Origin of the sequence: Saccharopolyspora montiporae (assembly GCF_015209505.1) — a bacterium.
Lineage (GTDB): Bacteria > Actinomycetota > Actinomycetes > Mycobacteriales > Pseudonocardiaceae > Saccharopolyspora > Saccharopolyspora montiporae.
In genome coordinates, this window is sequence record NZ_JADEYC010000007.1 from 44806 (window position 1) to 66237 (window position 21432).

A 21432-nucleotide genomic window follows, 5' to 3' on the forward strand; every position below is an offset into this window, starting at 1 on the left:
GACGGCACCGCACGTCCGACGCCGTCCTGAGCCGCACGGAAGCGCTCGCGGGTTCGTGCGTGCTGTCCCGTCCCTGCCGATCGCGAGTACGAAGGACCGGTCGGTCGTGAACCTGTGGCGGCGTGCTCATGGGTGCGTCGCCTGGCCGGGGGCGCCACACCTGTCCGCTTTCGGAAAGACGCTGCGCTCACCGCCGGGTAATCTCCAGCTCCGTGGAACAGCGCCTGAGCCTGATCACCCTGGGAGTCACCGACCTGCACCGCGCCCACGCGTTCTACGAGCGCCTGGGATGGCACGGGCAGGAGGTGCAGGAAACGGTCTTCTTCCAGGCTGGCGGCCTAGCGGTCAGCCTCTGGGCGCGGGACAAACTCGCCGCCGATCTCGGCATCAGCAACCCGGCAGCTGACGGCTTCGGCGGCGTAGCGCTGGCGCACAACGTGCGCTCGCCGACCGAGGTGGACGAGATCCTCGTCGCTGCGCGGGATGCGGGAGCAACGATCACGCGCGCCGCCGGCGAGACGTTCTACGGCGGGTACGCCGGCGCGTTCTGCGACCTCGACGGCCACGCGTGGGAGATCGCCTACAACCCCGGGTTCGCACTCGCGGACGACGGCACGATCACCCTGCCCGACTTCTCCGCCACCTGACGTCGACGACGCCGACGCGACTGACGTGCGTGCCGTGCCGCGCGAGGAGCCTCGACCGCACATGAGCACCGTCGCGCACTGACCGTGTCCGACCGCGACATGCGGTGTTGCAGATACCCCGCAACGGCAGCAGGCATGACCGTAGCCCGCGCCACCGGCCCGCTCCGCGGCCCGCTCCGCGGCCGGCGCCGCGGCCGGCGCCGAACCTCCCGCCGAGCGACCGCGGCAACACGGGCGCATGGAAGGCGGCCCTACGTCGCTGCTCAGGACAGCTTCGGGAGTACAACCCCTCGACGCGCGGGACGGGCACCGGAACGTACCCTTTCGGCGTGCCTTGCCCCAGCGCCACGATGGTCGTCTGGAGCTCCGCCTGGTTGCACGGGGCCGCCGCGGCCGACGACGTGCTCGACGCCCTGCAGATCTGGGCCGAGATGCACGAGGTGCGCGCGGCCGACCCCGCCCTGGCCACCCGGCTGGAGCTGCCCGGACCCGAAGAGACCCCTGCCGGCCCCGCCCTGCTGCTCGCCGCGCTGCGCAGAGCCGGAGCCGGGCAGGGCGTGCTGGTGCTGCCGGTCTCCGGCGACGTCCGCGGACTGGACGGATCGACCGACTTCGCGCGGCAGGCCATGCGGGCCGGAGAGGCCGCAGTGCTGCCCGACGCCGCCGTCGGCCTGGTGCCCGAGCAGGTGGCCGACGGGATCCTGCGCTGGACCGCGCACCCGCTGGGCGAACGGCGCCCCGATGAGCACGTGCCCATCGGCGAGGCTGAACACGGCATGTCCTCGACCATGCGCGAAGCCGCCAGCACGCTGGTCGACCTCGGCGTCGCCAAGCAGCGCCCGGGGGTGCGCGAGGAGATCGCCCGAGCGGTGGAGTCCCGGCCCGCACCGGCGTGGCCGGCCAGTTCGCCGCAGCGGGCCGTGCGGGTGTTGCAGCGCGCCGCCGAAGTCCAGGCCATCCTGCAGGTCGCCACCGAGGACGCGCCCGGCGCCGCGGTTTCGGCCTCGGCCATGCGCAAGCGCACCGACGCGCTGCGCCCGCTGTTCGACGCGGTGCGCTCGGCGCGCTGCGCGGCCGTCGCGGAAATGGTGCGCGTGCTGGCCGACAGCGCCCCGCGGAGCTGACCGGCCGCGATCAGCAGCCGGCGTCGTCGCAGGGTTCCCCGTTGACACCCCGCCCGGCTGTCGGCATGTCCGAGAGCTTTTGCACCGGCGCATCCGAGGTCTCCTCGGCGACCAGGTCCACGATCATCTGCGGGAACCGCGGATCCGTGCCGGCCGTGGCCGCGCGGCGGAACCGGATCCCGAGCTCCTCGGCCAGCTCGGCGGCCTCGTTGTCCAGGTCCCAGACCACTTCGAGATGATCGGAGACGAACCCGATCGGGCTCACCACGACCGCAGGAACCCCCTGCGCGTAGAGCTCGTCGAGGTGATCGCCGATGTCGGGCTCCAGCCACGGCACGTGCGCCGGACCCGACCGCGACTGCCAGACCACGTCGTAGTCGTCGACCCCGACCTGGCCGGCCACCAGCCGCGCGGCCTCGGCGACCTGGCGGGAATACCAGTTCGGCGCACCGTCCGGGCCGATCTCCTCGTCGGCGCGCAGCGGGATCGAGTGCGCGGTGAACACCAGCCGCGCCTGCCCCGGCTCGGCCCCGAGCTCGGTGAACGCCGCCCGCACCGCATCGGCGTTGGCCTCCACGAACAGCGGGTGGTCGAAGAACTGGCGCAGTTTCACCAGTTCCGGCGCCCGCGGCCCCACCGCCTCGCGCGCCCGGGCGATGTCCTCGTGGTACTGGCGGCACCCCGAATAGCCGCCCCACGCCGACGTCGCGAACACCAGCGCGCGCCCGACCCCGTCGGCGGCCATCTGCGCCACCGTCTCCTCGACCATCGGGTGCCAGTTGCGGTTGCCGAAGTAGACCGGCAGATCACGCCCCGCCGATTCCAGCTCGCCGCGCAACGCGACCATGATGTCCCGGTTGAGCCGGTTGATCGGCGAGACACCGCCGAAGTGGTGGTAATGCTCGGCGACCTCGTCCAGCCGCTCCGGCGGCACGCCCCGCCCCCGCGTCACGTTCTCCAGGAACGGGCGAACTTCCTCGGGCCCCTCCGGGCCCCCGAACGACAGGAACAGCAGCGCATCGAAAGTCACCCGTCCATGATGACGCTGCGCAACCACGCAGCGGGCACCGGGGGCGGCGTGTCCGCTAGATCCCCAGCGCGTGCACCCCGCCGTCGGCCATGATCATCGAACCGGTGGTCTTGGGCAACCAGTCCGACAGCACCGCGCACACGGTCTGCGCCACCGGGGTGGGATCGTTGACGTCCCAACCCAACGGGGCACGCGTCCCCCAGCTGTCCTCCAGCTCACCGAACCCGGGGATCGACTTGGCCGCCATGGTGCGCACCGGGCCCGCCGACACCAGGTTCACCCGCACGCCCTGCTGGCCCAGCTCGCGCGCCAGGTAGCGGTTCGTCGACTCCAGCGCCGCCTTGGCCACACCCATCCAGTCGTAGGCCGGCCACGCCACCCGGGCATCGAAGTCCATGCCCACGATGGACCCGCCCTGCCCCAGCAGCGGCAGGGCCGCGGCGCTGAGTGACTTCAGCGAATACGCCGAGATCTGCACCGCCGTGGACACGTCCTCCCACGGTGCGGCCATGAAATCCGCACCCAGGCACGACGGCGGCGCATAACCGATCGAGTGCAGCACACCGTCCAATCCGGACACGTGCTCGCCCACCCGCTCGGACAGCGACTCCAGCTGCCCGTCGTCGGTGACGTCGAGCTCGACCACCGGCGCCGGTTTCGGCAGCCGCGACGCGATCCGCTCGACCAGGCTGAGCCGACCGAACCCGGTCAACACCACCTCGGCACCCTGCTCCTGGGCCGTTTTCGCCGCGTGGAACGCGATCGACGCGTCGGTGATCACCCCGGTCACCAGAATCCGCTTGCCTTCGAGCAATCCGCTCACGAGAAACCCTCCGCATTCGACAGCGGGTGCCGAACGGCACCCGCGACCTCCGGGCCGACCCGGCCCCCACCACACCGGCTACGCCGCGGCGATCAGTGCCCCATGCCCAAACCACCGTCGACCGGAATGACCGCGCCGGTGACGTAGGCCGCGGCATCCGACGCCAGGAACTGCACCGTGCCCGCCACTTCGGCCGGATCCGCCAACCGACCCATCGGGACCTGCCCGAGGATCTCCGCGCGGCGCTGCTCGGAGAGCTCCTCGGTCATGTCGGTACGCACGAACCCCGGCGCCACCACGTTCGCCGTGATCGACCGGGAACCGAGTTCGCGGGCCACCGACCGCGCCAACCCCACCAGACCGGCCTTGCTCGCCGCGTAGTTGGCCTGACCGGCTCCCCCGGACAACCCCACGACCGAGGAAATGAAGATCATCCGTCCCGACCGGTTGCGCAGCATGCTGCTCGCCGCCCGCTTGGCGACCCGGTACGAACCGGCCAAATTCGCGTCCACGACCCGCCCGAACTGCTCCTCACCCATGCGCAGCAGCAGACCGTCCTCGGTGATCCCCGCGTTGGACACCAACACCTCGACCCGGCCGTGCACCGCCTCGACCTCGTCGAATGCCGCCGACACCTGGTCCGGATCGGTGACATCGCACTGCACACCGAACAACCCGTCCGGAGCTCCCGATCCGCGGTGGGTGACCGCGACCTTGTCCCCCGCGGCCTGGAACGCCTCGGCGATCGCCAACCCGATGCCCCGATTGCCGCCGGTCACCAGTACGGACCGTGCCAATGTGGATCTCCCTTCAACCCCCGGTGCTCGTCCGCAGCGACAGTATCGGCCCGCGCACCGCCGACGCCTGTCGCCTCCGCACAGAAAACGAGCACTCGTGTCGTGGTTCACCTACAGCCCGCCCGCCAGGCAGACTGCGCTGCGAGCACCCGCAACGACGCCGAGGAGTCGTCGATGGCCGACCCGCACGCCGCCTTCGCCGCCGAACTCCGCCGCGCGCTGGCCGGCCCGGTGCGCACGGATCCCGGCCATCGCGCGCTCTACAGCACCGACGCCTCCAACTACCGGCAAGTCCCCGTGGCGGTGGTCCAGCCGCGCAGCACCGACGACGTCGCCGCGGCCACCGCGCTGGCCCGCGAACACGGTGTGCCCATCACCAGCCGCGGCGCGGGCACCAGCATCGCCGGCAACGCCTGCGGCCCCGGTCTGGTCCTCGACTTCGCCCGCCACCTCGACCACATCGAGCACCTCGACCCGGACCGCAGGACCGCCCGGGTGCAGCCCGGCGTCGTGCTCGACTCCCTGCGCGCCGCCGCCGCAGAACACGGGCTGACCTTCGGGCCCGATCCCTCCACGCACAGCCGCTGCACCCTCGGCGGCATGATCGGCAACAACTCGTGTGGCACCCACTCGGTGGCCTGGGGCAAAACCGTCGACAACGTCCGCGAACTCGACGTGCTGCTCACCGACGGGACCCGGCTGCAGGTCGGCGCCACCTCCGAAGCCGATCTGCAACGCGCCTGCCTGCGCGGCGACCGCACCGGCACCTTGTACCGGACGCTGCGCGACCTGCGCGACGAAACCGCTCCGGCAGTGCGCACCCGGTTCCCGGACCTGACCCGGCGCGTGTCCGGATACAACCTCGACCACCTGCTGCCGGAGAACGGGTTCCACCTCGCCCGCGCCCTGGTCGGCTCCGAAGGAACCTGCGCCACCGTGCTCGGCGCCACCGTGGACCTCGTCGAGGCACCCCGCGCCCGCGCCGTCACCGTGCTCGGTTTCGCCGACACCTACGCCGCCGCCGACGAAGTCCCCCGCCTGCGCGGACTCAACGCCCTGGCCATCGAAGGGCTCAGCGCCGAACTCGTCGACGTGGTGCGCCGCCGCAACCCGCGCTCGCCGGCCCTTCCCCTGCTGCCGGGCGGGCGCAGCTGGCTACTCGTGGAGACCGGCGGCGCCGACGAAGCCGAAGCCCGCGCCGGCGCCGAACGCATCGCCGCCGCCCTGGGCGAGCGGGCCGACCACGTCGTGCACACCGACCCGGCGCGCACCGCCGCGCTGTGGAAGATCCGCGAGGAAGGATCCGGCTACGCCACCCTCCTCGACGGCACCCAACGCTGGTCGGGCTGGGAAGACGCCGCCGTGCCACCCGAGGCGCTGGGCAGCTACCTGCGCGACTTCGACGCGCTGCTGGCCCGGTTCGGCCTGCGCGGCGTGACCTACGGCCACTACGGCGACGGCTGCGTGCACGTGCGCATCGACTTCGACCTGCTGAGCCGGTCCGGCGGCACCACCTACCGCGACTTCCTGGAAGCCGCCGCCGACCTCGTGGTCGGTCACGGCGGCTCGGTCTCCGGCGAACACGGCGACGGCCGCGCCCGCTCGGCCCTGCTGCCGCGCATGTACCCGCCCGAGATCATCACCGCCTTCGAACGGTTCAAAACCGCCTTCGACCCCGAGGACTTGCTCAACCCCGGCCAGATCGTGCGCCCCCGCCCCGTCGACGCCGACCTGCGCACCATCGTGGCCCCACCGGTGATCCCCAGCCGCACCGAACTCGCCCTGCCCGACGACGGCGGCGATCTCGCCCCGGCCACCCGCCGCTGCGTCGGTATGGGCAAATGCCTGGACAGCACCGGCGGCGTGATGTGTCCCAGCTACCGCGCCACCGGCGAAGAGCAGCACTCCACCCGCGGCCGCGCGCACCTGCTGTTCGAAATGCTGTCCGGACAGGTCATCACCCGCGGATGGCGCTCCCCCGAAGTCCGCGACGCGCTCGACCTGTGCCTGTCCTGCAAGGGCTGCAAGACCGACTGCCCCGTCGGGGTCGACATGGCCACCTACAAGGCCGAGTTCCTGCACCACCACTACCGCCGCCGACTGCGGCCGGCCGCGCACTACTCGATGGGCTTCCTGCCGCTGTGGCTGGCACTGGGCTCGCGGGCACCCCGGCTGACCGCACGTGCGCTGTCCTCCCCGCTGCAGCACCTGCTCAAACGTCTCGGCGGCATCGAACCCCGCCGCGACATCCCGCAACCCGCGCAGCAGTCCTTGCAGACGTGGTTCGCCGAACGGCCCCGCAGGCAGCGCCCCCGCGATTCCCGTCGCGTGGTGCTGTTCCCGGACACCTTCACCAACCACTTCGAGCCCGACATCGGCCGCGACGCGGTGGCCGTGCTCGAAGAACTCGGGCACGCCGTCGAGCTGCCGCAGGGATCGGTGTGCTGCGGACTGACCTGGCACTCCACCGGCCAACTCGGCACCGCCCGCACCGTGCTGCGCCGCACCGCCCGCACCCTGCGCCCCCACCTGCAGCGCGGCGCACCGCTGGTGGGCCTGGAACCCAGCTGCACCGCCTTCCTGCGCGCCGACGCCGGCGAACTCGCCCCCGACGACCCCGACGTGCAGCGCGTGTCCACCGCGGCGACCACCTTCGCCGAACTGCTCGAACCGACCACCGCGCGCTGGGCTCGTCCCGCCGAGTCCGGCCCACCGCTGCTGGCCCAGGTGCACTGCCACCAGTACGCCGAGACCGGATACCGCGCCGACCGGGCGGTGGCCGAGGCCGCCGGCTCGCCGACCCGGGTGCTCGACGCCGGATGCTGCGGTCTGGCAGGCAATTTCGGTTTCGAGCGCGGGCACCACGACGTATCCGTGGCCTGCGCCGAACACGCCCTGCTGCCCGCCGTCCGCGCCGCCGACCCGGGCACCGCCGTCCTCGCCGACGGTTTCAGCTGCCGCACCCAACTGCGCCAGACCTCGGACGCGCAACCGCTGCACCTGGCCGAACTCCTCGCCCGCGCGCTGGATCCGCCCCGTCACGACTGACGCGCTCACCCCAGCATGCGCACCAGATCCGCCGCATTGGTCTGCGCGTAGTCGCTGTAGCAGTTGTTCATCAGCACGTGCGTGGTGCGGGCCTGCCCGGACAGCTCACGCAGGTCCGGTACCCACGCCGCCAGTTCCTCCGGCGCGTAGTGGTAGCCGAACCGCTCGTGCACATCACGGCTGTCCCAGTGTTGCGACCTGCCGTGGAACCGCACCACCGCTAGTTCTGCCGTCGCCGCCACCACCGGCGGTATCGAACTCGCGTGGCCCTGCGGCATGTCCACCACCACGTAGGGCACCTCGTGCCGACGCAGGAAATCCAGCGTCTCCGCGCGATTGCGCTCGTCGAGCCACGTGTGGTTGCGGAACTCCACGCACACCGGCACGGGATCGGCCCGGTCCCGGCAGGCCAGCAGGTAGTCCTTGTTGGCCCGCGAAATCGGGAACCACTGGGGGAACTGCAGCAGCAGCGCCCCGAGCTTTCCCGCCGCGCGCAACGGCTCCAGCGCACCGAGGAACCGCTGCCACATCTGCTCGACGACGCCGTCGGCCACGTCCTTGAGGTACAGCGTCGAGCGGTTCGGCGGTGGCTCGGTGCGCAGATCGACCGGCAACGCCTCCGGGCGGGTCGGGTGCCGGGTGAACAAGCTCAACGCCTTGACGTTGAACGTGAACCCGGCCGGAGTACGTTCGGCCCACAGCTCGGCGGTGCGCTCGGCCGGCGGGTGGTAGTAGGTCGCATCCACCTCGACCAGCGGGAAGTGCTCGGCGTAGAACCGCAGCCGCTCGGCCGCCGTGTTCACCCCCGGTGGATACCAGCCCGATTGCACCAGGGTCCGGTCGGTCCACGACGCCGTGCCCACCAGCACCTCACCCATGCCCCGCAACATACGCCGCCGCCCCGGCGGCCACCTGCGGGAATGCGCACCCGCTCCCCCGCGTTGAGCCCGGCAGCAGATACCCCACTCCGGTATCGCGACCAGGGAGGAGACATCATGGCACCCGTCACGCTCACCACCGACAACTTCGAGGACGTCGTCTCCGGTGGCACCTTCGTCATCATCGACTTCTGGGCCTCCTGGTGCGGTCCGTGCCGCATGTTCGCGCCCGTCTTCGAACGCGCCGCCGACCAGCACGACGACATCACCTTCGCCAAGGTCGACACCGAGGACCAGCCCGAACTGGCCAAGGCCTTCGAAGTCCAGTCGATCCCCACGCTGGCGATCGTGCGCGAGGGCACGGTGATCTTCCAGCAGGCCGGCGCGCTGCCCGAGCACGTGTTCGAGGACCTCATCCGGCAAGCCCGCGAGGTCGACATGCAGCAGGTCCGCGCCTCGGCGCAGTGACCGCAGGCGGGTGCGGAACGGCGCGAGCCCCGGACCGGTCAGAACCCCGACTCCGGGGACTCGCCCGCGGCCACGTGCAGCACACCCGGCAACTCGCCGACACCGCGCACGAGGTCACTCACCGACCCCTTGCCGCGCAGACCCACCGCCACCACGGCCGTGCGCTGGTCCGCATCGGAATCCTCACGCTCGACCTGCAGGTCGATCACCGTCCAGCCCGCACTCGTGCACATCGTCAGCACACCGCGCAGCACCCCGTACCCGTCCAGGTAGCCCACCCGCAGCAGGCGCGGCGCCCGCCCGGCCGGGCCCAGCACCCGCAACAACCACGGATAGCCGAGCACCACCAGGAAATGCACCCCCGTGGTGGCCGCAGCCAGCACCACCAGCCCACCACCGCAGGCCATCCCGACCGCAGCGACCACCCACACCGTGGCCGCCGTGGTCAGCCCGCGCACCGCATCCCGGCGCACGAAAATCAGCCCGCCGCCGATGAACCCGATGCCGGACACGATCTGCGCCGCCACCCGCGACGGGTCGAAGGACACGTGGTCCACCGCCAACAGATCACCGAACGCGTACTTCGACACCAGCATGAACAGCGCAGCACCGATGCCCACCAGGGCGTGCGTGCGCAATCCCGCGCTCTTGGCCCGGCCTTCGCGCTCCAGTCCGATCGCGCTCGACAGCAGCAGCGCCGTGCCCAACTCGACCAGCAGCGGCACCTCATCGAGCCCGGAGACCACCTGATCGGCCACGCACCGAACCTAACCCAGCGCACCGGGCTCGGCCCACCGCGCGCTCAGGGCAGTCGTCGCCCGAAGAAGATCGACACCCCCGCCGCCACGATCGCGGCCAACGTCCCCAGCACCAACCACGGCCTGCTGGCATCGGCTCGCTTGGTCTCGTAGCCGATCTGCTCACCGAGCGTGTCGTAAACCTCGCGCAGCTGCTGGGCACTCGCCGCCTTGTGGAACTCCCCGTCCGACAGCCGCGCGATCTCGTCCATCGCCGCGTCGTCGACCTCGACCCACTCCCGCTGGCCCTCGATCTCCACCGTGCCGTGCTTGGTGCCGAACGAGATCGTCGAAATCGGAATACCGGCGTCCCGCGCTTCATTCGCCTTCGTGTACGCCCCGCGCGGCGCATCCATCTCGCGCGGGATCGTCTGACCTCCGTCGGCCATCAGCACGATCCGCGCCGGAGGCGGCCCGCCCGGACCGCCGACCATCTTGCCGAACGAGTCGATCGCCTGCATCCCCGCGTTGATCCCGTCCCCGGTCGCGGTCGCCTCGGACAGCTTCAGGCTGTCGATGGCCTGCTTGACCGCGCCGCGGTCGGTGGTCGGCATCGTCATCACCGTCGCGGTCCCCGCGAACGACACCAACCCGAGGTTGATCCCGGGCGTGAGCTTGTCGGCGAACTCCTTGGCCGCTCCCTTGGCCGCTTCCAACCGGTTCGGCTCCACATCGGTCGCCTTCATCGACAGCGACACGTCCACGGCCAGCATCACCGTCGCCCGGTTGCGCGGGATCCGCTGCTCCGAGGTCGGACCGCTCAGCGCCACGGTCAGCATGATCAGCGCCACCGCCAGCAGCGCAGGCGGCACGTGCTTGACCCACTCGCGCCGGCTCGCGGCAGCAGCCCGATCCAGCGCGGCCATGTTGCTGAACCGCAGCGCCTCCCGCCTGCGCTTGCGCAGCGCCCACACGTAGGCCGCGATCAGGGCCGCGACCGGCAGCAGCAACAGCAACCACCACGGCGAGGCGAACCCGGACAGGCTCAGCATTCAGGACACTCCCCCGGACCACCCGCGCTTGCGCGCCACGACGAACCGCACCACATCGGCGATCCAGTCCGAATCGGTGCGCAGGACCAGATGCCCGCACCCGGCGCGCCGCAGCACCGTCGCCACCTCGTCGCGATGAGCCGCGGCCGCCGCCGCGAACTCCCGGCGCAGCACCGGCGTCGTGTGCACTTCCCGCTGCTTGCCAGTCTCCGGGTCCGACAGCACCACCGTGCCCACGTCCGGCAGCTCGACATCGCGCGGGTCGAGCACTTCCACCGCCAGCACCGAATGCCGCGCGGCGATCCCGCGCAGCGCCGACTGCCACTCCAGCGGACCGAGGAAGTCCGAGATGACCACCGCCATCCCGCGCCGCCGGGGCGGGCGGCGCAGCGACTCCAGCAGCGCGGCCAGGTCCCCGCGCGTGCCCTCGGCCGCCCGCGGGAGCTCGGCGACGCGCTTGAGCGCGGCCCGCTCGTGCGCACGCCCGCCCCGCGCCGGGATGCGCACCGGGCCGGAACCGTTGTCCACCACCGCACCGACGCGGTTGCCGCCGCCGCTGGTCAGGAAGATGATCGCGGCCAGCGCCGCGATCGCGAGCTCGCGCTTGTCGCAGGCTCCGGAACCGAAGTCGAGGCTGGCCGAGAGGTCGACGGCCGCCCAGGTCTCCAGCTCGCGATCGGCGATGGACTGGCGCAGGTGCGGCTCACCGGTGCGCGCGGTGACCGCCCAGTCCATCCGGCGCACGTCGTCGCCGGGCTGGTAGGGGCGCGCCTCACCCGGTTCGGTCCCCGGGCCGGGCACGAGGCCGAGGTGGTTCCCCTGCAGCAGACCGTCCAGACGGCCGCGCACGGTCAGCTCCAGCGAGCGCAGCGCGACCTCCATGCGCTCCGGGTCCAGGGCCGGGGGCGCCCAGGACGGGCGCGTCGGGCTGGCTGACGACACCCGCTGGCTCCTCACTGGTGGTTCGGACCGGGTTGGTAGGTCGGCACCGAGTGCTGTGGCTGCGAGGCGAACCCGGCCTGCGCCGGCTGCTGGTTCTGCGGCCGGGCCGACACCTGCGGCAGCGGCACCGTCTGCAGCACCCGGTTGATGATGTGGTCGACGGGGATGCCGTCGGCCAACGCGTCGTAGGACAGCACGAGGCGGTGGCGCAGCACGTCCGGCACGACGTCGACGACGTCCTGCGGCAGCACGTAGTCGCGGCCGCGCACCAGCGCGAGGGCCCGCGCCGAACCGACGACGCCGAGGCTGGCGCGCGGGGAGGCCCCGTAGGAGACCCAGCCGGCGATGTCGGACAGGCCGTGCTCGCCGGGCGTGCGGGTGGCGACCACGAGCCGGACCACGTAGTCGATGAGCGCGTGGTGCACGAACACGGTGGCGGCCACGTCCTGCAGCCGGATGAGCGCCTCGGGGCTGAGCACCGGTTCCGGCTCCGGCGCGGACACGCCCATCCGGTAGACGATCTCGCGCTCTTCCTCGGCGGTGGGGTACTCGACCGGCAACTTGAACAGGAACCGGTCGCGCTGCGCCTCGGGCAGCGGGTACACGCCCTCGTTCTCGATGGGGTTCTGCGTGGCCAGCACCAGGAACGGTGCGGGCATCGGGAAGCTCTGCCCCGCGATGGACACGTGCCGCTCGGCCATGACCTCCAGCAGCGCGGACTGGACCTTGGCCGGTGCCCGGTTGATCTCGTCGGCGAGCACGAAGTTGGCCAGCACGGGCCCGAGTTCGACGTCGAAGCGTTCGCTGCCCTGCCGGTAGATCCGGGTGCCGAGGATGTCGGCGGGCACCAGGTCGGGGGTGAACTGCAGGCGGGAGAAGCTGCCCCCGACGACCTGGGCGAAGGTCTCCACGGCCAGCGTTTTCGCCACGCCCGGTACGCCTTCCAGCAGGATGTGCCCCTTGGCCAGCAGCCCGACCAGCAGGCGTTCCACGAGCCGGTCCTGCCCGACGATGACGCGCTTGACTTCGAAGACCGTGCGCTCCAACAACTGCGCGTCGCGCGCCGGGGTGCTGGTCTGCTCCGCTGGGTTGGCACCGCTGGCGTCGGTCACTGCCCGCCTCCTGTCGTTCGCCGCCGGATTCCCGGGGCGCCGTCGGCTCCGCTTCGCCGGTCAAGCCGACCAAGATCCTGACACGCTCGCACGCCGAGCTCACGCCGGGGCGCGATCCTCCACCCTGCACTCAACCGGACGGTTGGTGTGACCGCTGTGAAGCCACTTCTGCTCGCTGCCGGGTTGTGGGTGGGGTTGCCGGTGGATTGATTTCACTCAGTACTGAAACAACGAATGGTGTTGATATATGCGGCCGTGCGGCGTTGCCCGACGCATCGCCGGGGTATCGATCAGGCTCGGTTTCGGGCGCGCAGCAGGTCTTCCGGGGTGTCCACATCGGCCGGTTCGGCGCCGACCGGGGCGACCTCCACCGGATCCAAGGCCGCGAACGTGCCGCGCACCGGCCTGTCGCGCACCTGCTCGGGCATCGCCGCGCGCAGTCGGTCCGCGCGCCAGACCCCCAGCAGCCACTGCCGCTCGCCCGCCGCATCGACGAGCACGGCACCACCGGCTCGCGGTGCGGCGAGCACCGCCGCGCGCAGCCGCGGCACCGTGGCCTCGGTCAGGTGCGGGTGATCGGCGGCCAGCACGGCCACGAGCGCCGACCCCTCCGGGACCAGCTGCAACCCTGCGCGCACCCCGGCCAGCGGTCCGCCGCCCGGCGGCTCCTCCCCCGTCCAGTGCACCGGGGCGTCGACCTCGCGCTGCGGACCGACCACCACGAGCGGAACCGCACCGCGCAGCACGTCCAGGGTCCGCTGCAGCAGGCTGCGCCCGCCGACCGGCAGCAGCACCTTGTCCACCCCGCCGAGGCGCCGCGCCCGGCCCCCGGCCAGCACCACGGCGGCGAAATCCGCTGTCACACCGACCATTGTCCCCGCCCCAGAACGGCGCAGCGGGCCGGGATCACAACAGCCGCACCGCGTTCGGCGACATGCCGCCGTAGCGCACCGCCGTCACGCGCACTTCCGAGCCCGAGTACGGGGCCTCGACCATCTGCCCGTCACCGAGGTAGAGCGCCACGTGATGGATCGTGCCGCCCTCCTGCCAGAAGAGCATGTCCCCCCGCTGCATCTGGGACAGCGGCACCTTGCGGCCCGCCTCGTACTGGTAACCGCTGGAGTGGTCGAGCCGCACACCGGCGCCGGCGAAGGCGTAGATCATCAGGCCCGAGCAGTCGAACCCGACCTTGCCGTAGTCGCCGTGCGCGTCGGCCACTCCCCCGTCCCGGATCCCGCGGGTGGGGCCGGAGGCGTTGCCACCGCCCCAGGCGTAGGGCACGCCGAGTTGGGACAGCGCGCGCTCGACCGCGGACTCCACCGCCGGGTTCTGCGAGGGAGTCCCGGTGCCGGCCGCGGCTGCCTGCGCGGAGCCGGATCCGTGCCCGCGGATCGCGGCCAGCCGGGCTTCGAGCTGCCGCTTGTCCGCGCGCAGCGACTCGGTGCGGTCCACCTCGGCCTGCTGGGCGGCCAACGCGTCCTCGTGCGCCCGGTCGGCGGCCTGCCCGGCCTGGTGGGCCGCCGCCTGCCCGCGCTCGGCTTCGGCCAGCGCGGCGCGGCTGCGCGCGTCCTTGTCGGCCTGGTCGATGCGGGCCTGGCGCATGCCGTCCAGCGCCTCGTGCTCGGTCACGCTGAGCACGTCCAGCAGCGCCGCCCGGTCCAGCGCGTCCCGCGGGCTGTTCGAGCCGATCATGATCGAGGCGGTGGAGAAGGTGCGGCCGTGCCGGTAGGTGTTCGCGGTGAACTCGTCCAACCGCTCGCGCTGCCGCTCGACCCTGCCGGCGGCGGCGGAGGCCTCGGCGGCCGCAGCATCGGCCGCGCCGCGGGCGCGCTCGTGGTCCCGGTCGGCGCGCGCGACGTCGACCCGCGCCTTGTTGGCTTCCTCCATCCGCACCTCGACGCGGGCCTGCGAGCTCGTGAGGCGGGCTTCGGCCTCGGCCAGCTCATCGGCCAACCGGTCGACTCCGGCCGGTGTCGCGTCCCCGTCGAGTTCGTCGGCCGGCGCCGCCGTGGGCAATGCCGTGGTCAACGCGGCGCTGAGCGCGACCGCGGGCAGCGCACGGCGATGCGGCCAGATCCGTTGCGGTCGCGGCACGACCGTCACCTCCCGCGGCGGCCACGCCGGGCCACCCGCGGACGGAGCAGCAGCGATGGGCCGAATGGGTCAGGACTCCCGGAACTGTGCCACCGGTGTCCCGAACGCACCATTCGAAGCAGCCGTCACAACCGCACCGGCCGTGCTCGCGGAAGCGGGCGGGTCAGCCCCAGGTCGCGGGGTCGCCGAAGGTGCGCACCTGCGACGCGGCCTCCGACGTCTGCGGTTCGGCCACCAACCGCGGCAGGACGTCCACCAGCGGGTCGCGCAGCACCGCGTCGGCCATGTCGTCGAACGGGGTCGGCTCGGCGTTGCAGATGACCAGACCGGTACCGGCGCGGGCCGCGAGCTCGGCGAACCCGGCTGCCGGGAAGACCGACAGCGACGTGCCCGCCGCGACGAACAGGTCGCAGTCCAGCGCCGCGCGCTGGGCGGCGCGGAGCACGTCGGCGTCCAGGGACTGGCCGAACGAGACGGTGGCCGACTTCAGGATCCCCCCGCAGGCGCGGCACGGCGGATCGGCCTCGCCCTCGGCGACGCGGTCCAGGGCCTGGCGCATCGAGCCCGGGGCCCCGCAGTCCAGGCACACCGTGGAGAACATCGTGCCGTGCAGCTCCAGCACGCGGTCGGCGTCCAGGCCTCCCCGCTGGTGCAGTTCGTCGATGTTCTGGGTCAGCACGGCCCGGAGCCGGCCCTGGCGGTGGAGGTCGGTGAAGGCGCCGTGCGCGGCGTTCGGTTCGGCCTGCCAGGCGGGGTTGTCGGCGCGGCTGCGCCACGCCTGCTCGCGCACCTGCGCATCGGCCAGGTAGCTGTCGATGTCGGTGAGCCGCTGCGCGGCCGGGTCCTTGGTCCACACGCCCTGCGGTCCCCGGAAGTCGGGGATGCCGGAGGCGGTGGACACGCCGGCTCCGGTCAGCGCGGTGATCCGCTGCGCTCCGGCGAACAGCTGCGCGGCGCGCTGCAGCTGCTGCTGCTCGTCGTCGGGCCGCTGGGCTGCGTCCCGCTCGTGATCCTCGGTCATGGCGCCTCCGTACGTCACCGGGCACCGCCCTCGGCGACGCTGCCACTGCACTGCTCCCACCGTGCCACGTGCGCGCCCGGGTGCGGTGCGACGGGGACGGCTGTGCTGCCGGGTTTCGTGCAGGCGTTGCGGTGCGCCGGCGCCGGTGCTGCCCATCGGGCAAAAATCCCGGAAGTTGACCTGCCGTGATGCGCCGGGGCGTCAGGTCGCCACGGGTTCGGCGGTGCGGTTGGCGGGGGCGGAGCGTTGGGCGATGTAGGCGCCGGCGAGGATCAGCGCGCCGCCGAGCAGCTCCACCGGGCCGAGGTGCTCGCCGAGCAGCGCCCAGGCCAGCACGGTGGCCACGACCGGTTCCAGGAACGCGACGGCTCCGGCGACCGGCGGGGACAGCCTGCGCACCGCGATGATGCCGGTCAGGTAGGCGGCCACGGTGCTGAGCACGACGATCCAGCCGACGGCCAGCAGCGCGGGCACGCCGTGGCCGGCCAGGTCGACCTGCCCGGCCAGCAGGGCCCAGTCCATCCGCCAGGGCCGGGCGAGCACGGTGACCACCGCGGCGCCGAGCAGCAGTCCATACCCGGCCAGCGCGAACGGGTCCACGTCGGCCTCGCTGTCCGAGAGCAGGAAGTAGGCGGCCTGGCAGCCGGCCGCGCCGAGGGCCAGCAGCAGACCGAGCGGGTCGAAGCCGAGCCCGGACCACAGCTGCACGACGCAGACCAGCCCGGCCACGGCCACCGCCACGCCGATCGCGGCCGAGCGGCTCACCGGGCGGCGTCGCACGAAGCGGATCCAGCCGAGCACCAGGACCGGGCCCAGGAACTCGATGAGCAGTGCCACGCCGACCGGGATCGCGGCGATGGCGGCGAAGTAGAACACCTGCACCCCGGCGATGGCGAACAGCCCGTAGCCGAGCAGCAGCCGCGGGGCGCGGCGCAGGACCGCGGTGTGCCGCAGGGCGAACGGCAGCATGAGCAGCGCACCGCCCGCCAGGCGCAGCCAGGCGACCTGCAGCGGGGTGAGTCCGGCGCTGATCAGGGGTTTCGCGAACGGTCCGGAACCGCCGAAGCAGAACGCCGATGCGATGGCGAAGGCGATGCCGGTGGTCCTGGCGCTGTCGGTCCGGATGAGCACCGCGCCATCGAACCACGCTGGCCGGACCGGCGGAATCCGATTCCGGTACAGGCGTGCCAGATCACTCCCGCCCGGACGCCGCGTCCGGGAAAAATCGCGGAATTGCACGCTGCGGTACACGTGATCGCGACTTTGCCCACCCTCAGTTGAGGGCATTTACAGGACAAGCGTACTGTTATCGCCGAGAGCGGGTTGCGCGCACGCTCGGCCGACGTGCGCGAGACTCGCATCGTTCCCGGACTTGCGCCCGTCGCGAGATGGAGTTGAACGTGACTGCACCTGCGAGCAAGGACAGCTTCGGTGCCCGCGGCACGCTGAACGTCGGTGACGCCTCCTACGAGGTCTTCCGGCTCAGCGCGGTCGACGGGGCGCAGCGGCTGCCCTACAGCCTCAAGATCCTCCTGGAAAACCTGCTGCGGACCGAGGACGGCGCGAACATCACCGCCGACCACGTGCGCGCGCTGGCCGACTGGGATCCCACCTCGGATCCGGACACCGAGATCCAGTTCACCCCCGCGCGAGTGATCATGCAGGACTTCACCGGAGTCCCCTGCGTGGTCGACCTCGCCACCATGCGCGAGGCGGTGTCCGAACTCGGCGGCGAGACCGCCAAGGTCAACCCGCTGGCCCCGGCCGAGCTGGTCATCGACCACTCGGTGGTCATCGACGTGTTCGGCAAGCCGGACGCCTTCGAGCGCAACGTCGAATTCGAGTACGGCCGCAACAAGGAGCGCTACCAGTTCCTGCGCTGGGGCCAGACCGCCTTCGACGAGTTCAAGGTCGTCCCGCCCGGCACCGGCATCGTGCACCAGGTCAACATCGAGCACCTGGCCCGCACCGTCATGGCCCGCAACGGCCAGGCCTACCCGGACACCTGCGTGGGCACCGACTCGCACACCACCATGGTCAACGGCCTGGGCGTGCTCGGGTGGGGCGTCGGCGGCATCGAGGCCGAGGCCGCGATGCTCGGCCAGCCCGTCTCGATGCTGATCCCCCGCGTGGTCGGCTTCAAGCTCACCGGCGAGATCCCGCCCGGCGCCACCGCCACCGACGTGGTGCTGACCATCACCGAGATGCTGCGCAAGCACGGTGCGGTCGGCAAGTTCGTCGAGTTCTACGGCTCCGGCGTCGCCTCGGTGCCGCTGGCCAACCGCGCCACGATCGGCAACATGAGCCCCGAGTTCGGCTCCACCGCCGCGATCTTCCCGATCGACGACGAGACCATGCGCTACCTCAAGCTCACCGGGCGTTCCGAGGAGCAGTTGGCGCTGACCGAGTCCTACGCCAAGGAGCAGGGGCTCTGGCACGACCCGGCGCACGAGCCGGTGTACTCCGAGTACCTCGAACTCGACCTGTCCACCGTGGTCCCGTCCATCGCCGGGCCAAAGCGCCCGCAGGACCGCATCGCGCTGTCCGAGGCCAAGCCCTCGTTCCGCGGGTCGCTGACCGACTACGTGGCCAGCCCCGAGGCGTCCGAGGACGCCGCGGTCGACGAGGCCAGCAAGGAATCCTTCCCGGCCAGCGACGCGCCGTCGGTGACCCCGGTCACCGCGCCGCAGGTCCACTCGGCCGCCAACGGCTCCGCGGGGCGCAGCTCCAAGCCGACCAAGGTCTCCTCCACCGAGCTGGGCGAGTTCGAGCTCGATCACGGCGCGGTCGTGATCGCCTCGATCACCTCCTGCACCAACACCTCGAACCCGTCGGTGATGCTCGGCGCGGCCCTGCTGGCCCGCAACGCCGTGGACAAGGGCCTGACCCGCAAGCCGTGGGTGAAGACCTCCATGGCGCCCGGCTCGCAGGTGGTCACCGACTACTACGAGAAGGCCGGTCTGTGGCCGTACCTGGAGAAGCTCGGCTTCCACCTGGTCGGCTACGGCTGCACCACCTGCATCGGCAACTCGGGTCCGCTGCCCGAGGAGATCTCCTCGGCGATCCAGGACGCCGACCTGTCGGCGGTGTCGGTGCTGTCCGGCAACCGCAACTTCGAGGGCCGGATCAACCCGGACGTCAAGATGAACTACCTGGCCTCGCCGCCGCTGGTCATCGCCTACGCCCTGGCCGGGACCATGGACTTCGACTTCGAGTCCGACCCGCTGGGCACCGACGCCGAGGGCCAGCCGGTCTTCCTGCGCGACATCTGGCCCGCGCCGCAGGAGATCCAGGACGTCATCGACTCCTCGATCAACCAGGAGATGTTCACCAAGGACTACGCCGACGTGTTCGCCGGTGACGAGCGCTGGCGATCGCTGCCCACGCCGGAGGGCCAGACCTTCGAGTGGGACCCGGACTCCACCTACGTGCGCAAGCCCCCGTACTTCGAGGGCATGGGCATGGAGCCCAACCCGGTTTCGGACATCTCCGGGGCGCGGGTGCTGGCGCTGCTGGGCGACTCGGTCACCACCGACCACATCTCGCCGGCCGGTGCCATCAAGCCCGACTCCCCCGCCGGCCGCTACCTCAGCGAGCACGGCATCGAGCGCAAGGACTTCAACTCCTACGGTTCCCGCCGCGGCAACCACGAGGTGATGATCCGGGGCACCTTCGCCAACATCCGGCTGCGCAACCTGCTGCTGGACGACGTGCAGGGCGGCTACACCCGGGACTTCACCCAGGAGGGCGCTCCGCAGGCGTTCATCTACGACGCCGCGCAGAACTACGCCGCGCAGGGCACCCCGCTGGTGGTGCTCGGCGGCAAGGAGTACGGCTCCGGTTCCTCGCGCGACTGGGCGGCCAAGGGCACCCGGTTGCTGGGTGTGCAGGCGGTCATCGCCGAGTCCTTCGAGCGCATCCACCGCTCGAACCTCATCGGTATGGGCGTGGTCCCGCTGCAGTTCCCGTCCGGTTCCACGGCCCACTCGCTGGGCCTGGACGGCACGGAGACCTTCGACATCGCCGGCATCACCGCGCTCAACGACGGTGCGACCCCGGACACGGTCAAGGTCACCGCGCGCAAGGCCGACGGGTCCACTGTGGAGTTCGATGCCGACGTGCGTATCGACACCCCCGGTGAGGCGGACTACTACCGCAACGGCGGCATCCTGCAGTACGTGCTGCGCAAGATGATCCGCTCCTGACCTCCCGCCCGACCCGGCGGGGCACAACGAACGGGGCCGGTGCGCCACAAGCGCACCGGCCCCGTTCTCTTTCCCCACCCCCGGGTCCGTCCGCCCGGACGCCGCGATCACCAGGTCACGGGCAACTCGTAAACGCCGTAGACCGACCCGTCGTGCTTGAACGGAATCGAATCCAGATCGGTGGCCAACCGCAGCTCCGGGATCCGCTTGTACAGCGTCCCGTACACCACCTGCAGTTCCAGCCGGGCCAGCGGCTGGCCCAGGCACTGATGATTGCCGAAACCGAAAGCCACGTGGTTGCGGGGATTGCGGCGGATGTCGAGCCGGTCAGGATCGTCGAACACGTCCGGATCGCGGTTTCCGATGTCGTTGGGCATGATCAGCCCGTCCCCGGCGCGGATCAGCGTTCCGTCGAAGTCGATGTCCTCGGCGGCCACCCGGCGCCTCCCGCTGTGCGTGATGTGCAGGTAGCGCAACAGCTCTTCCACGGCCGACGACACCAGCGCGGGATCGTCGGTCTCGCGCAGCGCGGTCAGCTGCTCCGGGTGTTGCAACAGCGCCAGGGTGCCGAGCGCGATCATGTTCGCGGTGGTCTCGTGCCCGGCGATGAGCAGCAGAACTCCCATCTGCGCGGCGTCCTCGCGGCTGAGCTCGCCGGAGTCGATCCGCGCGGTCAGCCCGGACAACAGGTCCTGGCCCGGATCCGCCATCTTGTGCTGGAGCAGGTCGTGCAGGTACCCGGACAGCTGCCCCTTGGCCTCCGCGCGCTGCTCGACGGTGGAGTCCCGGTTGATCATGATGTTGCTGTTGGCCTGGAAGAACTCGTGGTCGGAGTAGGGCACGCCGAGCAGCTCGCAGATGACCAGCGACGGCACCGGCAGGGCGAACTCCTGCACCAGGTCCACGGGTTTGGGCCCGGCCAGCATCTCGTCGATGCGGTCGTCGACGATCTGCTGCACGGCCGGGCGCAGCGCTTCGGTCCGCTTGATCGTGAACGGTGCGGCCACCATCCTGCGCTGGCGCGCGTGCTCGGGATCGTCCATCAGGATGAAGCTCAGCTTCGACGATCCGTCCACCGGCGCGGGACTGGGATAGCCCGGCCGCATCGGGTCCGCGCTGACCCGCGGATCGGCCAGCAGCCGCCGCTGCTGCTCGTAGCGGGTGACCAGCCAGGGCGTGCTGCCGTCCCAGAGGCGCACCGTGGTCAGCGGTCCCTGCTCCCGGGTGGCCTGCAGATCCGGGGGCGGGTCGAACGGGCAGCGGGCGTCCCGCGCCATCGGGTACTCGGGCAGCTCGTCGGGGGACAGGCCTGCAGTGTTGACCGTGCTCGTCATCGGCGCTCCCATCGCGCTTCGGTGGTGGGCTGCGGGCGTGCCCGCACTCGTTCGGTTCCAGCGGCGCAGGAGTCCGGTTCCCGTGCCCTGCGGTGGTTCTCGCCGTTCAGCGGCCGGTTC

Annotated in this window: 18 protein-coding genes; 5 read left to right on the top strand and 13 right to left on the bottom strand. The window is 71.6% G+C overall.

Translation table 11 applies throughout. The features are described 5' to 3' along the window. Positions 1-212: 212 nt before the first annotated feature. Positions 213-647 carry a VOC family protein gene (locus IQ251_RS03900; RefSeq protein WP_193927040.1) on the top strand — a complete coding sequence of 145 codons (435 nt, stop codon included), beginning with the start codon at positions 213-215 and terminating at the stop codon, positions 645-647. A 350-nt stretch (positions 648-997) separates the two neighbouring features. Further along, entirely contained in the window at positions 998-1771 is a 774-nt protein-coding gene (locus IQ251_RS03905; RefSeq protein WP_193927275.1) for an Rv1486c family protein, read from the top strand. 10 nt (positions 1772-1781) lie between these two features. Here IQ251_RS03905 and IQ251_RS03910 read toward each other — a convergent pair whose 3' ends face one another. The 3 genes from IQ251_RS03910 to fabG all read right to left on the bottom strand — a co-directional run bounded on the left by IQ251_RS03910 (position 1782) and on the right by fabG (position 4421). Next, positions 1782-2801: a ferrochelatase gene (locus tag IQ251_RS03910; RefSeq protein WP_193927041.1), complete on the bottom strand. Its 1020-nt coding sequence runs from the start codon at positions 2799-2801 to the stop codon at positions 1782-1784. A 55-nt stretch (positions 2802-2856) separates the two neighbouring features. After that, positions 2857-3624, bottom strand: a complete 768-nt coding sequence (gene fabI / locus IQ251_RS03915) for an enoyl-ACP reductase FabI (protein ID WP_193927042.1) — start codon at positions 3622-3624, stop codon at positions 2857-2859. A gap of 92 nt (positions 3625-3716) precedes the next feature. After that, positions 3717-4421: a 3-oxoacyl-ACP reductase FabG gene (fabG, locus tag IQ251_RS03920; protein WP_193927043.1), complete on the bottom strand. Its 705-nt coding sequence runs from the start codon at positions 4419-4421 to the stop codon at positions 3717-3719. A gap of 174 nt (positions 4422-4595) precedes the next feature. On the opposite strand from fabG, the gene IQ251_RS03925 reads away from it, so the two are divergent. Continuing rightward, a complete protein-coding gene (locus IQ251_RS03925; RefSeq protein ID WP_193927044.1) occupies positions 4596-7469 on the top strand; it encodes an FAD-binding and (Fe-S)-binding domain-containing protein in 2874 nt (957 codons plus the stop codon). A gap of 5 nt (positions 7470-7474) precedes the next feature. On the opposite strand, the gene IQ251_RS03930 is transcribed toward IQ251_RS03925, so the two are convergent. Beyond that, on the bottom strand, positions 7475-8347 hold the full coding sequence (locus tag IQ251_RS03930; RefSeq protein ID WP_193927045.1) for a DUF72 domain-containing protein: 873 nt from the start codon (positions 8345-8347) through the stop codon (positions 7475-7477). A gap of 117 nt (positions 8348-8464) precedes the next feature. Here IQ251_RS03930 and trxA point away from each other — a divergent pair, with 117 nt between their 5' ends. Continuing rightward, entirely contained in the window at positions 8465-8815 is a 351-nt protein-coding gene (gene trxA / locus IQ251_RS03935) for a thioredoxin (protein ID WP_193927046.1), read from the top strand. 38 nt (positions 8816-8853) lie between these two features. Here the strand turns inward: trxA and IQ251_RS03940 are convergent, their stop codons facing one another. From IQ251_RS03940 to IQ251_RS03975, 8 genes are all read right to left on the bottom strand, one after another. Next, entirely contained in the window at positions 8854-9573 is a 720-nt protein-coding gene (locus tag IQ251_RS03940) for an MgtC/SapB family protein (RefSeq protein WP_193927047.1), read from the bottom strand. 44 nt (positions 9574-9617) lie between these two features. Then, positions 9618-10601 carry a VWA domain-containing protein gene (locus IQ251_RS03945; protein WP_228046127.1) on the bottom strand — a complete coding sequence of 328 codons (984 nt, stop codon included), beginning with the start codon at positions 10599-10601 and terminating at the stop codon, positions 9618-9620. A gap of 3 nt (positions 10602-10604) precedes the next feature. After that, complete coding sequence (locus IQ251_RS03950) at positions 10605-11486, bottom strand: DUF58 domain-containing protein (RefSeq protein ID WP_193927276.1); 882 nt, start codon at positions 11484-11486, stop codon at positions 10605-10607. 71 nt (positions 11487-11557) lie between these two features. After that, positions 11558-12658, bottom strand: coding sequence for an AAA family ATPase (locus tag IQ251_RS03955; protein WP_370591188.1), 1101 nt, complete (start codon positions 12656-12658; stop codon positions 11558-11560). Positions 12659-12948: 290 nt separating this feature from the next. Next, positions 12949-13521, bottom strand: a complete 573-nt coding sequence (gene mobA, locus IQ251_RS03960) for a molybdenum cofactor guanylyltransferase (protein ID WP_370591189.1) — start codon at positions 13519-13521, stop codon at positions 12949-12951. A gap of 43 nt (positions 13522-13564) precedes the next feature. Next, the gene (locus tag IQ251_RS03965; protein ID WP_193927050.1) at positions 13565-14752 is read right to left on the bottom strand and encodes an NlpC/P60 family protein; all 1188 of its coding nucleotides are present in this window, start codon (positions 14750-14752) and stop codon (positions 13565-13567) included. A 163-nt stretch (positions 14753-14915) separates the two neighbouring features. Continuing rightward, a complete protein-coding gene (locus IQ251_RS03970) occupies positions 14916-15773 on the bottom strand; it encodes an SIR2 family NAD-dependent protein deacylase (RefSeq protein ID WP_193927051.1) in 858 nt (285 codons plus the stop codon). Positions 15774-15974: 201 nt separating this feature from the next. Beyond that, a complete protein-coding gene (locus IQ251_RS03975; RefSeq protein WP_370591190.1) occupies positions 15975-16904 on the bottom strand; it encodes an EamA family transporter in 930 nt (309 codons plus the stop codon). 257 nt (positions 16905-17161) lie between these two features. Here IQ251_RS03975 and acnA point away from each other — a divergent pair, with 257 nt between their 5' ends. Beyond that, the gene (gene acnA / locus IQ251_RS03980) at positions 17162-19978 is read left to right on the top strand and encodes an aconitate hydratase AcnA (protein ID WP_193927053.1); all 2817 of its coding nucleotides are present in this window, start codon (positions 17162-17164) and stop codon (positions 19976-19978) included. 107 nt (positions 19979-20085) lie between these two features. Here the strand turns inward: acnA and IQ251_RS03985 are convergent, their stop codons facing one another. Next, a complete protein-coding gene (locus tag IQ251_RS03985) occupies positions 20086-21312 on the bottom strand; it encodes a cytochrome P450 (RefSeq protein ID WP_193927054.1) in 1227 nt (408 codons plus the stop codon). Between the last annotated feature and the right edge of the window lie 120 nt (positions 21313-21432).

What these genes read in the sequence shown, in the direction of transcription:
- IQ251_RS03970 (WP_193927051.1), bottom strand. Translation starts at nt 15,773, where the DNA reads ATGACCGAGGATCACGAGCGGGACGCAGCCCAGCGGCCCGACGACGAG.
- IQ251_RS03950 (WP_193927276.1), bottom strand. Translation starts at nt 11,486, where the DNA reads ATGGAGGTCGCGCTGCGCTCGCTGGAGCTGACCGTGCGCGGCCGTCTG.
- IQ251_RS03925 (WP_193927044.1), top strand. Translation starts at nt 4,596, where the DNA reads ATGGCCGACCCGCACGCCGCCTTCGCCGCCGAACTCCGCCGCGCGCTG.
- IQ251_RS03985 (WP_193927054.1), bottom strand. Translation starts at nt 21,312, where the DNA reads ATGACGAGCACGGTCAACACTGCAGGCCTGTCCCCCGACGAGCTGCCC.
- IQ251_RS03905 (WP_193927275.1), top strand. Translation starts at nt 998, where the DNA reads ATGGTCGTCTGGAGCTCCGCCTGGTTGCACGGGGCCGCCGCGGCCGAC.
- IQ251_RS03930 (WP_193927045.1), bottom strand. Translation starts at nt 8,347, where the DNA reads ATGGGTGAGGTGCTGGTGGGCACGGCGTCGTGGACCGACCGGACCCTG.
- trxA (WP_193927046.1), top strand. Translation starts at nt 8,465, where the DNA reads ATGGCACCCGTCACGCTCACCACCGACAACTTCGAGGACGTCGTCTCC.
- acnA (WP_193927053.1), top strand. Translation starts at nt 17,162, where the DNA reads ATGGAGTTGAACGTGACTGCACCTGCGAGCAAGGACAGCTTCGGTGCC.